Here is a 14,711-nt window from a genome sequence, read left to right as displayed (position 1 = left end):
GACCATTTTTCCTGAAAAGAGTACGGTTTGAAGCTATTTTCCAGAAACTTTACCCTGGTTCTTCGCTAGGCTCAAAGCCCAAGTACTCGGTCTCTTCGCTAATGCATTTTGAAGAGCAATCGCTTGGCGTGTAAATGTATCTACTAGTCACTTCCATTAATTTTGCATCGTTAGCAAAACCCTAGCTGAACTGTTTTCTATCAAAACGCGAAAATACAAAAATTTACCAAACTTAGATAGGTAGCTATCTCCTAATCAACCAAGACTATTTCTATCAATGTTATGACTAAACGCAGCCAAGTCTTGGTTTTCATCGAGCCATCCACTGTCTTGATCCCAGCGAAGGTTGATAAGAGTATGATGAAAATCACAAATGTTAATATCATATTAGTATTGTTAATTTTTACATGTTAATTAAATGGTGTAACGCTCATTTTTAGAGTAGTTAATTAATGGCTATGGATAGTTTTAATTACTGCTGTACTTTCTGCCATTGTTCTAAATTAGCAAATCAAACTTTTACTTGGAGTCAATAATGATAAAGGAAATAACATTAGGCTTTTTAATCTCTGTTACTAATATAGCATTCATCAATAAAGCTAAAGCTGATGGCAGAGAGAGGTTGATTTTATGCTAAAATATTTTTGCCTAAATCTTATATTTTGTTTCTCAACAATATTTTTAATTGAAGATGAGACTACGTCTACGTTTTTAAATTTTTTGATGATATATCTTTCGGCAGAAATTTACCATTTAAAAAAGAATTTTAAATCGTCAAATGATGGTGAAGAAAATGAAAAAAGTAGATTTTTATTCTTGGCGATATTTTTTTTCTTTATGCTAGTAGTAGGGGTCTATACAAAATCAACGTTGACATCTAAAGGTGTCAACGACAAACCGGAGAGCGTTGAGACCTCTAGTAGTTTAGTAGATGGTAGACATTATGAAGATAATTTTTGTCAGGTTGACTTCAGTAATTTTACTAATGAAAATATTAAAGATATAAGTGAGTTAACAAGATCTTTTTTGTTGAAGATGCAAAAAGATAATATATCTGAAAATTCGATTGATTACATTTCCATGATGTTTAAAATAAATGTGGTGAGGGGGAGAATGCTGAGAGATGGTTACAAAACTAATATAACTGTCCCGCCATATGCCAATAGTGATTATGAACTCGCTACATCACAAATTATGAGTGCAGTTCAACATCTTATTGATGAAGGCGATTACTCTTATTTGAAAAATTTGATTATTGATGGGAAAGTGACTGGAAGAACATTCTTTGCAACAGACGGTGAGTTGTTAACTATTTTGTCAAAAATCATTAAAGATAGTCCAGATGGTAAAGAGCAAGTAATCTCACTTATCGATGATGGAGTAGAACCAACTGCCAGTGACTTAATGTATTTAAGTAAAAATGTCGATGATAAATTTTTGATAGATTATATGTATAGAAACTCAAAAGTAAAAAAAGGTGAAAAGTATCTTCATTTGGGAACCTATCATTCTTTTTTACTAGAGTCCATATATTATGGGAAGTTTGAAAATGCAATGTATTGGCTTAGCATGGATGATGACCCTGAACCCGATTCAATGATGCTAAACGCAATTGATGCTTTAGTATTTGCTAAAGATAGGTTTGATGAGTCGAGCGATTTGTATACTTTGGTAAATAAGCTGTATGACAAAAAAATTAATCCAAACATTGAAGAAACATTAAATTTTATAAGCAAAAATTATCCAGATTTCAAATTCAATCAAGATTACATGTTTTCCTTAAGTAGAGATGAGCAACATGATGTTGATAAGTATTCAGATATGCTTTTAAGTTCAACTTTAAACTACTTGAAGAGTGTTGGGTTAATTAATGTTGAAACTGTGTCATGTGATCAAAATAATGTGGCTGATATAATCAAGTATTCATTAGATAAAAATAATAGTAATGAAGTTTCAAAGAAATCGTCGAAGAAAACGGATTCTTCCAATGCTGATTATAAAGAACTTTTATCAAAGTTTGGTACGCCTGAAGCTGTTGAGGAGTATCTTGGTAGATATCAGACTATTAGTTCCAAAAAGGATGTGTATAAATTTAGAATGAGTAGGCTACTAGAGTCAGCTAAAAGTTTAAGAGATGTGAATGTTTCAAATGAAATGTCGTCAGAAAAATTGGATGCTGGTAATAAACTCAATTCTCTTATGAAAACTGGAAAGTGGGATGATGCAATAAAATTATTTAATGAAGATGAGATTTTCGATGGAGAAGATGACTATTCTGCTTTTTTAGGTATGGTGATATCTAATAATCCTCCAGTTTCAATTTTAGAAAAATTGTTTTCTTCTGGTGAAAAAGTTCCTGACTCAGCAGTACTGGCTGTAGCATCATTCAATAACATAGACATGGCCAAGTTTCTTTTGAAAAAAGGTTTGAATTTAAATTATACAGATGCTATGGGGAGTGATGCGGTTTTATTAGCGGCTCAATTTGGATCTATAGATATGTTAAAGTTTCTTATTGAAAGTGGACAATCTGTTTCGAGTGATTCTCAGACTTTTGATGCACTTGATGTTGCCATTTCTCAATATAATGGTTCACAATCATCCAAAGAAATTATTGACGTTATATTAAAGTCTGGAATAGTTATTGAGCCAAGTCATCGTCAAAGTGTTCAACAGTTTATGGATAATAAAGATCTTGCTTCTTATTCATTTTTTGCCACACAACATCCAGAGCTTCTTAATTGATGGTAATGTATTATGCCTTGGTTAAGTTTTTAAAATCTAATAGGGATACAAGAAAGTTTGTGGTTTAATTTATATGCCGTGTAGTGCAACATAAAGGTACTCAGTACTAACCTATTCTTATATCCCATTCTCTTTAATAATTGCAGCCCTTAGGCTGCAATTTTATGGTATGAATCACGACTTTTTATTTGTAGAAATGTTTCTTGATAAACATTTGTAGAATAAATTAACTTAGCCAATATTGACTCACTTTCTAATTAAAATAAACAGAAAATTCTTCATATAAAGAACAGACATCTACCTCGAATTAGAAAAAGCTGGTCGCATATCTTTAGTGTGACCAGCTTATTATTTTATTCCAGAGAGTCAACCTTTTGGAGTGGCTTTTCTACACTAACCCCTCATAGTAACGAACTCTTCGGCGCCAGTCGGGTGAATCGCGACGACAGCATCGAAGTCGGCCTTAGTGGCACCCATTTTCATGGCGACACCGAAACCTTGCAAGATCTCATCCATGCCATAGCCGATACCGTGAATACCCACCACTTTTTCATTGTCGCCAGCGCAGATAAGTTTCATCTTGCACGCCTGACGGTGAGCGGTAACCGCGGTATACATTGAAGTGAAACCAGAGGTGTAGACTTTAATGTTGGCTTCACCATATTGCTCAATCGCTTCAGGCTCGCTTAACCCCATAGTCCCGATAGCGGGGTGGCTATACACGACTGTGGGAATAAGGCTGTAATCCATTTTTGCGTCAGTCATACCGTTAAATAGACGTTCTGACAGCAAGCGACCCGCTTTAACAGCAACAGGTGTTAGCTCTACGCCACCTTCGATAATATCGCCAACGCAATAGATCCCTTTGGCTGTGGTGTTTTGCTGTTCATCAACGACCACGTAGCCTTTGTCGTTAAGTTTAACGTCGGTGTTTTCGATGCCGATGTTATCGGTAGAAGGCTTACGGCCAATGGCCCAGATTAGCGTATCGACTTGATATTGCTCGCCGCTTTCAAGATTCAGTGTTAGGCTGCCGTCATCATTTTTAATCACAGATTGCGGCACGCTGTGTGTATGCAGAGCAAGTCCGTCGGTCGCCATACTTTCCATTAAGGCTTCACTGAGCATTGGGTCGAAGCTACGTAGTGGCGCGTGTTTACGTACAAATAGGTGGGTCTCGCTGCCAAGGGCGTGCAATACGCCTGCAACTTCTACCGCAATATAGCCAGCACCAACAACGGCAACGCGCTTAGGTTGCTCGTTAAGGGCGAAGAAACCATCCGAGTCGATACCATATTCTGCACCAGGAATGTTTGGAATAGTGGGTGAACCACCCGTTGCAATAAGAATATGATCGGCGCTGTAATGTTCACCATTGACTTCGATAGTGTTGTTATTGACGAAATGACCGTAGCCACGAACTAAGGTGACCCCGTTGCTTTCTAAGCCGCGATCGTAAGAGCCATGAATGCGCTCGATATAGGCTTCGCGGCTTTCAACCAGTTTACTCCAGTCGAATTTATTGACCGAAACATCGAAGCCATAATCTTTAGCATAGAGATGCATGGCTTCAGCAACTTGAGCGCCATACCACATCACCTTTTTGGGAACACAGCCAACGTTGACGCAGGTGCCGCCTAATGCTTTGGCTTCGATAAGTAGCACTTTTGCACCGCGCATAGCAGCACGATTGGCCGAAGCAATACCACCGCTTCCTGCGCCTAAACAGATATAGTCAAAATGTTGAGCCATCATTTTCTCCAAATTCGAACGATTGCATATTGCGGTCATTGTAGGGGGAAACCCGCTGTCAAACCAGACCCTAATATTTTCGTGTCGTTAAAGACCTGCTTGGTAGCGATGAGCTTCCTACTTTTACGTTGAATGACCTTATAAGGAAACAACCATTGCATCACCCGTTCCCCTTGAATGAGTTGCCAAAAAAGCACGCTGAGTAGATCACTTTCTTCTACTGATTGGTATTATTAACGTTTGTATTGGCACTTGTTGTGATCGTTTTGACTCGGCCCTTCGGCGCCACATTTCATACAAACCCATTCACTTTTACGGGCATTTAACTCTTCAGCCTGATAACCAAATTGATGACTACGTTGCTTCTTAAGGCTTTTTTCTAGTTGTGTCATACGTTGATTTAGCCAACGACAACTGGGATTGTCAGCGACACTCTGTCTACTTGCGAGTTGCTGTTTTCGACTAAGTCGATGGCTTTTTTTGCTGCTTTTCTTGGTGGGTTTCCGTGAAGGCTTTGTCGTTGGCTTTTGCCGAACTGGCTCTGAGGTGTAATGCAATGCGCTGCTGTGGTCTTTGGGGATTGCAATGGGATTGCCATTGCTGTCGAGTGCGCTGTTGGCGGGCAGGGTGACAGGCTCTGTGGGTTCGTTGGCGGCTATGGGAGAGATAAACACAACAGCGAATAGGCTAAATAGTCTTAAGGTGTTAATTTTGGCAGACATTCCTTGTCCCTCCAATTTATAGAAGGCACTCCTTGCCCCCTTTCATCCTTAAAGCTAGTTCAAGCCCGCGGGGCTTTCAATGTTATGGCCGTTAAAAGCTCCAACTGATATGTACTCCGGCATAGGTTTGGTTCAGATTGGACTCGGAGCCGCTATTCTCTTGTTTGATATCTTCTTGGGCGATAGTGTGACTCACAAGGCCAGACAGCATGACCTGAGTGTTAAGCTGATACTGTGCCTCTAAGCCAAATTGAAAATGGTTAGGCCCATCGTGTGCTTCTGTCGCGTATTTAAAATCGAAAGCCTGGGTGATGTAGGGTGTTACAGTGATGCTGTCTGATAGTGTCCAGTTGCTGTGCAGGCTAACTTCGACAAAATAGCCACCCGCTTCAGTCGAATAGGTATAGCCCAGTGACGGAGTGAGCCAGTCCAGCGCCGTATACTCCAGTAAGGCGAAGAGTTCATTGTCACTGCAACGCTCATCGCCATAGGTTTCTATTCGTTGGTATCCGACGGCCCCAACGAGGTTCTCACTGAGAGTGATGCCATACTCTAGCCCCAGATTCCATTCAATGTAATGTTCACTATCGGCGCGGCCCGATACAGCATACAGCGAAATATTGTCATACTGATAGACTGCCGTTGCCCAGTAGATCCCACCTTTGTCTAAGTTGTTTCGCCCTTCAGATATGTATCTGGAATCCCAACCAAGATCGAGTATGAACTCGGTAGCCGCGACTTCATTATTAGTGACGATTTTATTGAGATGGGCGTCATCAACACTGATGTCTGATGTAAGGTCATCGGCAGCTAGATAACCACTATTTAATAACAGGCTAGTCGTTAATAAGATGGTTGTGAGTTTATTCATCGTTAGAAGAGCGTTATTCAGCTAAGGTATTTTTGAATCATAGACACCATTTTTTTCAACGCAAATAGCAATGAGTTGCATTTGCGATCGACTTATCAATAACCAGTTTGTAAATATTTGGTTAATAATTTTCTTGTAGTAGATCAAAGTATTTTAAATCACAGCCTGTTAGTGCTGGTTTTATGATTGATTATCGTCAGTGGCTTGAATCGCAGCCTATCTGCCCATATCTAGAGTCTATATCAATCGATTTATTGAGGAATAAGAGATGAGTAATCCTTTGCTAAGTGGTGCCGAACTACCGCTGTTTTCGCAAATAAAACCAGAGCATATTCAGCCAGCTGTCGAGCAGGGGATTGAAAATTGTCGCCGCAAAATCGATGAGGTATTAGCAACTGGTGGTCCATATAATTGGGACAACTTTATTGCACCATTAGAGCAAGTTGATGATCAACTTAGCCAAATTTGGTCACCCGTATCACACATGAACTCTGTGCTTAGCACCGACGAATGGCGTGCGGCTCATGATGCTTGCTTACCACTGTTATCTGAGTATGGCACTTATGTCGGTCAGCATCAGGGGTTGTATGAGGCCTATAAGTCATTAAAGGCCAGCGATGAGTTTGCGAGTTTAACTCAAGCCCAGCAGACGAGTATCGAGCATAGCCTACGAGATTTCGAACTTTCAGGTATAGGATTGAGCGATGATGATAAACAAATATATGGAAAATTGGTTAAACGTTTATCTGAACTAACAAGTAGTTTCTCTAATCAGTTACTTGATGCAACGCAAGCTTGGACCAAGTTGATCACAGATGAGTCTGAACTTGCTGGCTTGCCAGAGTCAGCTATCGCGGCAGCGAAAGCCATGGCTACGGCCAAAGAACAGCAAGGTTGGTTGTTTACGTTAGATTTCCCTTCTTATTTGCCCGTAATGACCTATAGCGATAACCGAGAGTTACGAGAGGAGTGTTATAGAGCCTTTGTGACTCGCGCGTCTGATCAAGGGCCAAATGCGGGTGAGTTTGATAATGGTCCCTTGATGGATGAGATCTTGGCGTTACGCCATGAACTTGCGCAGTTACTTGGGTTTGCCAGTTATGCCGATAAGTCGTTAGCGACTAAGATGGCGCAGTCGCCACAGCAAGTGCTCGACTTCTTAAATGAGCTAGCGGATCGCTCAAAAGCGCAAGGTGAGACTGAATTAGCAGAACTAACAGAATTCGCCAAACAGCAGCATGGCGTAACTGAACTAGCGCCTTGGGATCTCACTTATTATGCTGAAAAGCTCAAGCATCATAGATATGAGATCTCTCAAGAGCTTTTACGTCCCTATTTCCCAGAAGATCGAGTGCTGTCAGGCTTGTTCTACACTGTGTCGCGCTTGTTTGGCTTAAGTATCGAAGAGCAGAAAGGCGTTGACACTTGGCACAAAGATGTGCGCTTTTTCCATATTAAAGATGCGACGGGTGAACATAGAGGTAGTTTCTATCTCGATCTCTATGCAAGAGAAGGCAAGCGCGGTGGAGCCTGGATGGACGACTGTCGAGTGCGTCGTCAAACCGCTAACGGCTTGCAGCGCCCTGTTGCCTATTTAACCTGTAATTTCAATGCGCCCGTTGATGGCAAGCCAGCGCTATTTACCCATGATGAAGTCACCACGTTATTCCATGAGTTTGGCCACGGCATTCACCATATGTTGACTCAAATTGATGTTGCAGGAGTCTCTGGCATCAATGGTGTACCTTGGGATGCCGTAGAGCTACCAAGTCAGTTTATGGAAAACTGGTGTTATGAGGAGGAAGCGCTGGCTGAGATCTCTGGACACTTCGAAACGAGCGAGCCGCTACCGAAAGCGATGTTAGATAAGATGTTAGCTGCAAAGAACTTCCAGTCGGGCATGATGATGTTGCGTCAGCTTGAGTTTTCGCTGTTTGATTTCCGTCTGCACCATGAGTTTGACCCTGAAGTCGGTGCCGAAATTCAACAAAAAATTGATGAAGTAAGAAGTCAAGTTGCAGTGGTTAAGGCTGCTGACTTTAATCGCTTCCAGCATAGCTTTGCGCATATTTTTGCTGGTGGTTATGCCGCTGGTTATTACAGCTATAAATGGGCAGAAGTATTATCTGCCGATGCATTCTCTCGCTTTGAAGAGGAGGGGATCTTTAATGCTGAGACTGGGCGCAGTTTCTTAGAAAACATCTTAGAGATGGGCGGTAGTTTGGAGCCGATGACCTTATTTAAGCGCTTTATGGGCCGCGAGCCTAAGATTGACGCCCTGCTAAGACATTCGGGCATCCAAGCGTAATCTCCTTCACAACATTGCGGTTAGATACAAAAATGCCAACCTTTTAGGTTGGCATTTTTGTATCCGATTTTGATGTAATTAAACTCGCCTTAAATTAGTTACCGAAAAACACGCTAAGCAGATCACTTTCTGATACTGATTGGTGTAATGTTATCAATATCTATAAAATTGATTACATTTCGTGATGATAAATCCAATCTGGTTACGTAGCTTCTGTACGCTGGTTGAGCTTGGTCATTTTACTCGCACTGCTGAGCGGCTCTATATGACCCAGTCTGGGGTCAGTCAACATATTCGTAAGTTAGAGGAGCAACTCGACACCCTCCTGTTAGTGCGTGAGGGCAAGCAGTTTTCCCTTACCGATGCGGGGCATAAATTGTATCAGCAAGGGCAAACGGTTTTATTGGCGCTTGAGCAGTTGCAGCAAACTGTGACTCTCGATCCTCCTTTTGCAGGACTAGTGCGGTTAATGTCGCCTGGGAGCATAGGCTTAAAACTCTATGCAGAGCTGCTCGATCTTCAACTTGAACATGATCAGTTGACCTTAGATTATCGCTTTACATCCAATGCTGGCGTTGAAGAAGCGATTAGCCGTTTTGATACCGATATTGGCTTGATGACCCGTAAACCGACTTTACCAGAAGTATACAGCCAGTTGATTGGTGAAGAGCAACTACTACTGGTGCTGCCCGCGAAACATAAGTCATCTAGCTGGGAAGCGTTGCAAGCACTGGGTTTTATCGATCATCCAGATGGTGCTCATCATGCTAATTTGTTACTCGGTGCTAACTATAGTGAGTATCAACACAGTGGACAGTTGCCGTCGAAGGGGTTTTCTAATCAAATTAGTTTGATTTTAGAGCCCGTCAGCCGAGGGTTAGGTTTTACTGTGTTACCCGCCTATGCGGTTGAGGCGTTTGCGAGGCAAGATCTTATTCGTGCTTACGCACTCGATGTCGCGGTGAGCGAACCACTTTACCTGTGTTACCGACGTCAATCAGCGCTGCCTAAACGAGTTAGTTCGGTGATTGGTGTGATTAAAACTTTGCTATAAAAAACGCCGGAGATAATCCGGCGTTGCCATTTTATTACCTGTTATGGCGTGTAATAAGTTGCAGCGCCAGGTCCAACGGGCAGACCTAAGGCGAATACCCATAAGAAGAAAAAGCAGGTCCAACCGATAAAGAACACTATCGAATAGGGCAGCATGGTTGCCACCAAAGTGCCGATCCCAAGGTTCTTTTTATATTGAGAGGCGACAGCCAGAATCAGACCAAAGTAGCTCATCATTGGCGTGATGAGATTAGTTACCGAATCACCTATTCGATAGGCCGCCTGAATCGTTTCGGGGGCATAACCGACTAGCATCAGCATAGGGACAAAAATAGGCGCGGTAACGGCCCATTGTGCCGATGCACTGCCTAGCATTAGGTTGATAAAGCCGCACATCATAATAAACAGCAGAAATACTAGTGGCCCAGTTAGACCAATGGCATTTAAAGCGTCTGCGCCAGTTACGGCTAGTACCGCTCCAAGATTGGTCCATTTAAAAAAGGCGACAAATTGCGAGGCAAAGAATACCAACACAATATACATCCCCATGGTGCTCATGCTGTGTGACATGGCATCGATCACGTCTTTATCACGCTTCATCGTGCCGACAACTTTGCCGTAAACCAAACCAGGAATAGCAAAACAGATAAAGATAAAGGCAACAATTCCCTTTAGAAACGGAGAGCCGGCAACGAGACCTGTGTCTGGGTTGCGCAGCGGCCCGTTTTCAGGAACCACCGTCAGTGCCAAAATCGCACCTAAGACCAAAATTGCGATGCCAGCCGCTTTAAGCCCTCGCTTCTCGATGGCGGTTACGCCATCCATTTTCTGGGCGCTAAGGTCAATGTTCGCTTCACTAGGATCGTATTTTCCCAGTTTAGGCTCGACAATTTTTTCGGTTACTAATGCCCCAAGTGCGGTGATCACAAAGGTTGAGGCAAACATAAAGTACCAGTTAACCTCTGGGCCAACTAAGTATTCTGGATCGATCATCTGTGCGGCGGCTTCGGTGATCCCTGACAATAATGGATCGACCGTACCTAGCAGCAAATTGGCGCTGTAGCCGCCCGATACCCCAGCAAATGCAGCGGCAAGTCCAGCGAGAGGATGTCGTCCTAAAGAGTGGAAAATCAGTGCGGCCATTGGAATTAGCACCACATAACCCAGTTCGGCAGCAGTATTGGAGACAATACCTGCAAAAACCACGGTTAAGGTGACCAAGCGCTTCGATGCGCCCATAACTAACGAGCGCATTGCTGCTGACAATAGCCCAGAACGTTCTGCTATGCCGACCCCAAGGAGCGCAACCAGCACAGTACCTAGTGGTGTAAAACCAGTAAAGTTAGTAACTAGGTTTGAGACGATCATCCGCAAACCTTCACCATTCATTAAGCTCACCACATGGATTAATCCGTCGGCGCTTCGCCCAGGAGCCCCTACTGGACGAGGATCGTTTACGGTGAGCTCAAAATAACCCGCTATACCACTGATGACGATCACGGCTAAACAGAATAAAGCAAACAGAGTGATAGGGTGGGGGAGTAGGTTACCAAGACGTTCGACGACATTTAAGAATCGAACAAATAGACCACTCTGTGGTGGCGGTGAGTTGGCGTTTTTGTTTGACACCGCAAGGTTATCTTGCTGGTTAAGGCTCATGACTCTTCCTTCAATATCGGCCTCTTGGGACCTTATTTATAGTTAGCACTCGGTATTTCCGAGTTAGCCGTTAATGATGAAGTAAGAGCTTTAACTGAAGCTTAATTTGCTAATTTGGGGGCGTTTTGAGTGAGTTTGGATAAAAAAAAGCCCAATTCAAATCTGAATGGGCCTAAAAAAGGATGATGATTGAACCAATTGACAAACGGGGGTTGATAATGTCTGTTGTTTGGTTAATTAAAAGAATATGCCATTAATGCTGTATGTTTACTGAACAAGGAGCGAGTTCGATGACAGATCGTGGTTTTGAGTGCTATCAATAGAAAATGAGTAAAAAAAACCTCCTATCTAGGGGAGATAGGAGGCAAAATGGTATGGGCTAACAAGTGTCTGTTACTTCAATAACATCACTATAAGCTAATTAGGCTGTATATGAGCTGAACAGACGACCATATGGCCTTTTATCTATATTTCTCATCCTTATGGTCGTTATCTAGCTCTGGGCCTTCTGGGTGCCTATTTTATCTGTTTAACTTTCAGTTTTAAGCCGTTTATTTTCGGCTTTTCTTTTTTTATTTCTTTTGTCTATTTTTTATGTCTTTGTTATATATTGCTTTATATTTTATTTTTCTTATTTTAAAAGCCTAATTTGCTATTGTTTTTAAATTTAATGGGTAGGGCGGTTAAATTGCTTTTTAGTTGGGTTTAAAATGTGGTTTTACGTTGCAGTTACTTAAATGTGATTAAGAAGTCATCGCTATCAATCCTGAGCCAATAAGGTAAATCGCCCTAGCTCAAGAAGATAAATAGCTGGAAATATTTATTAAAATCAGAGAAGGTGAGCAGCTAAAGCGTCACTGGACAAATTAAAGCATTATAGAAGGAAATAACGATGCAAGGGTTACTATTAGGTTTAGGTATAGCGGTCATGATTGCTTACCTTTGGTATGTCAGCCTTATCAAGAAGCGTAATGTGGGTCGAGAGGCATTATCAGGCATTGATGTTCAGCTAAAAAAACGCGCTAATCTGATCCCCAATATTCTTAAAATTGCTAAAAAGTTTATGGAGCATGAAAAATCGCTTCTGACTGAGATCACCTCGCTTAGGACTCAGGTTACCGCAGGTTATGATCTCAATGATCCCCAAGCGATTAAAGATCATCTGGTTGCTGCCGAACAGTTGAATAGCAAAATGGGTCAGTTGATGGTGAATGTTGAAAACTATCCTGAGCTTAAGTCTGACAATACCATGCTGCATGCGATGCAGACTTACAATGAGGTTGAGGAGCATATCTCCGCAGCAAGGCGTTTCTACAATGCGGCGGTGTCAGACCTAAATACCGCTGTCGAAATCTTTCCTGGTTCGATTATTGCGTCGATGGCAAATGTTAAAGTGATGCCATTTTATGAAGCAGATGAAGCATCTAGAGCCCCTGTGGATGCTGCCGATTTTCTGTAAAATTGGCTATCTGACGGGGACTCATGAACATCATCAGCTTTATTTTTGGCGCGCCAATCAAGGCGAAGCGTCAGCCTCAGCGTTTGCAGGCAGCATCTAATGAACTCGAGCAGTTTAAGGCTCATTATGCCGAGCATATTGAGCCATTAACTCGAAAATTTGAAAATCATCGTATCGCTAGTCTTAAAGCGTTGCGACAGAGGATCTATACTAGTTTCGCGATGCTATTGGGGTTGGCTTTTGTGGTGTTCTTGTATAGCACTCGCCATTATATCGATGTGCCATGGCTGTTTTTTTTATTGCCCGCATTGCCCCTGATATGGTGGTGTTTACGGCCGATAAAGCGCTATAAAAGTGACGTTAAGCAGCAAGTCTTTCCAAAAATTTTTAAGTATTTTGGCAGCGATTATATCTTTAGCCCGACTCATCACATGAGTATGTCGGTACTTAAACGTTCCAAGTTATTACCCCATTATGATGATGCCCATTTCGATGACTATGTTCAGGGGACGCATAAAGGGGTTGAAATTGTCATCAATGAGTTACAACTCACCAAAGAGGTTCGCCGCGATAAACGTACCGAAACAGAAACTGTGTTTCGTGGCGTTATGGTGCAGTTAAGCAGCCACAAAGGATTTAAAGGCCATACCGTCGTGGTAAAAAATCGTGGTGGCTTGATCAATTTTCTATCCGACTCTTTTAAGGGGCTTACTCGAGTAAAGCTCGAAGATCCGCGGTTTGAGAAACAGTTTGATGTTTTTTCTACCGATCAGATTGAGGCGCGTTACCTATTAACCGTAGGATTTATGGAGCGCTTACAAGCGTTAGCGGCGATGTTTTCGGGCAAGATCCAGTGTGCATTTTATGAAGATAAGCTATTGATCATGCTCGCCAGTCGCGATAATCGCTTTGAGCTAGGTTCAATTTTTCATGGCGCGACATTTGAGTATGAGTTTAGTCAAATAAACCGCGAGATGAAGCAGCTGTTTGCTATGATTGAAGTACTGAAACTCGATCAAGATATTGGATTGTAATGAAACTCGCACGTCATCGTTTATTGGCTGTAGTCTGCTGGATGTTGTCGTTGTTGTTTGCGACAACGCAGGCATGGGCGCAAGAGACGCAAACGACAAAGCCCCATTACAAGGCGACCTATTCCAATAGTAAAATATTGACCAATAGCGATGCCCCCACCGAAGCCCATGTTAAGGCGCAATTTCAAGGCGACAAGCTCAAGGTTTACCAATATACCCAAAGCAATGGCGTGGTGGTATTTGCCGATCACGCACCAAGCAAAGATGATTTTAGAGTGCTGCTTTACGACTGTTACGCATGTAAGCCTGACTCAGATTTAAACTGGCAAAACATGCCACTGTTCAGCGTCGCTTATGATGAGATTATTCGACATGCCGCTAAGATTCACAAACTTGATCCTGCACTTATTCGAGCAGTTATCCATGCCGAGTCAGCGTTCAATGCAACGGCATTGTCTCGCCGTGGTGCCATGGGCTTGATGCAATTAATGCCAGATACCGCCAAGGATATGGGGGTGAGTAATCCTTATCAACCTGCTGAAAATATTGATGGTGGTGCGCGTTATTTAGCGCAAATGTTGGTCAGATTCGATGGCGATGTTGAGCTCGCTTGCGCTGCTTATAATGCAGGTCCAACAACGGTAACCCAGTATAATGGAATACCGCCCTATCCTGAAACTCAAGCCTATGTGAAAAGGGTTAAGATCTTACTCAAGCGCTATCAAAAAGTGGGGTAGTCAGGGATGAAGCAAACCATTATAGAGTTAGAGCTTGCACTATTAACCCCAGAGGTGCGTTCCAGCGTTTCGGCACTCCAACAGCTTGTTCATGATGAGTTTATTGAGATTGGCACTGCGGGTGTTAGCTTTGGTAAAGCGGAAGTGTTACTGCACTTACCACAACAGAAAGCGCCAACCTTTAACATATTTGATATTAACTATCGCCTATTGAGCCATGATTTAGCTCAGTTGACCTATCGCGCAAGTTTTAAGCCTGTCAACGAGCTGGATAAACGCTATTCATTGCGAACGTCCTTGTGGAAATATGAGGGAGAGCGTTGGCAGGTGAGCTATCACCAAGGCACTCCCTGCGAGGCATTTTTTTAGCG

Annotated in this window: 11 protein-coding genes; 7 read left to right on the top strand and 4 right to left on the bottom strand. The window is 42.4% G+C overall.

Annotated features, from left to right (window positions below):
• The first annotated feature begins 630 nt into the window (after positions 1–630).
• Positions 631–2,745: an ankyrin repeat domain-containing protein gene (locus K0I62_RS18260; RefSeq protein ID WP_220069434.1), complete on the top strand. Its 2,115-nt coding sequence runs from the start codon at positions 631–633 to the stop codon at positions 2,743–2,745.
• A gap of 393 nt (positions 2,746–3,138) precedes the next feature.
• Here the strand turns inward: K0I62_RS18260 and gorA are convergent, their stop codons facing one another.
• From gorA to K0I62_RS18245, 3 genes are all read right to left on the bottom strand, one after another.
• Complete coding sequence (gene gorA, locus K0I62_RS18255) at positions 3,139–4,497, bottom strand: glutathione-disulfide reductase (protein WP_220069433.1); 1,359 nt, start codon at positions 4,495–4,497, stop codon at positions 3,139–3,141.
• Positions 4,498–4,730: 233 nt separating this feature from the next.
• Positions 4,731–5,219, bottom strand: a complete 489-nt coding sequence (locus K0I62_RS18250) for a hypothetical protein (RefSeq protein WP_220069432.1) — start codon at positions 5,217–5,219, stop codon at positions 4,731–4,733.
• 91 nt (positions 5,220–5,310) lie between these two features.
• The gene (locus K0I62_RS18245) at positions 5,311–6,090 is read right to left on the bottom strand and encodes a hypothetical protein (protein WP_220069431.1); all 780 of its coding nucleotides are present in this window, start codon (positions 6,088–6,090) and stop codon (positions 5,311–5,313) included.
• A gap of 268 nt (positions 6,091–6,358) precedes the next feature.
• Here K0I62_RS18245 and prlC point away from each other — a divergent pair, with 268 nt between their 5' ends.
• Positions 6,359–8,398 (top strand): oligopeptidase A, encoded by a 2,040-nt coding sequence (gene prlC, locus K0I62_RS18240; protein ID WP_220069430.1) that lies wholly within the window; start codon positions 6,359–6,361, stop codon positions 8,396–8,398.
• Between the two features lie 184 nt (positions 8,399–8,582).
• Positions 8,583–9,452, top strand: coding sequence for a LysR family transcriptional regulator (locus K0I62_RS18235; protein WP_220071455.1), 870 nt, complete (start codon positions 8,583–8,585; stop codon positions 9,450–9,452).
• 41 nt (positions 9,453–9,493) lie between these two features.
• Here the strand turns inward: K0I62_RS18235 and K0I62_RS18230 are convergent, their stop codons facing one another.
• A complete protein-coding gene (locus K0I62_RS18230) occupies positions 9,494–11,110 on the bottom strand; it encodes an AbgT family transporter (protein ID WP_258405044.1) in 1,617 nt (538 codons plus the stop codon).
• 892 nt (positions 11,111–12,002) lie between these two features.
• On the opposite strand from K0I62_RS18230, the gene K0I62_RS18225 reads away from it, so the two are divergent.
• Genes K0I62_RS18225 through K0I62_RS18210 form a run of 4 tightly spaced genes read left to right on the top strand, consistent with a single transcriptional unit; the run spans position 12,003 to position 14,709 of the window.
• Positions 12,003–12,569, top strand: a complete 567-nt coding sequence (locus K0I62_RS18225; protein WP_220069429.1) for a LemA family protein — start codon at positions 12,003–12,005, stop codon at positions 12,567–12,569.
• Positions 12,570–12,592: 23 nt separating this feature from the next.
• Positions 12,593–13,603, top strand: a complete 1,011-nt coding sequence (locus K0I62_RS18220) for a DUF3137 domain-containing protein (protein WP_220069428.1) — start codon at positions 12,593–12,595, stop codon at positions 13,601–13,603.
• Positions 13,603–14,340, top strand: coding sequence for a lytic transglycosylase domain-containing protein (locus K0I62_RS18215; RefSeq protein ID WP_220069427.1), 738 nt, complete (start codon positions 13,603–13,605; stop codon positions 14,338–14,340). The genes K0I62_RS18220 and K0I62_RS18215 overlap by 1 nt, the downstream gene beginning before the upstream one ends.
• Before the next feature lie 6 nt (positions 14,341–14,346).
• Positions 14,347–14,709 (top strand): nuclear transport factor 2 family protein, encoded by a 363-nt coding sequence (locus K0I62_RS18210; RefSeq protein WP_220069426.1) that lies wholly within the window; start codon positions 14,347–14,349, stop codon positions 14,707–14,709.
• Positions 14,710–14,711 lie beyond the last annotated feature (2 nt).

Origin of the sequence: Shewanella psychrotolerans, from assembly GCF_019457595.1 — a bacterium.
Taxonomy (GTDB): Bacteria; Pseudomonadota; Gammaproteobacteria; order Enterobacterales; family Shewanellaceae; genus Shewanella; species Shewanella psychrotolerans.
The sequence above is the reverse complement of the archived record's forward strand: the minus strand, read 5'-3'. Positions and strand labels throughout refer to the sequence as shown.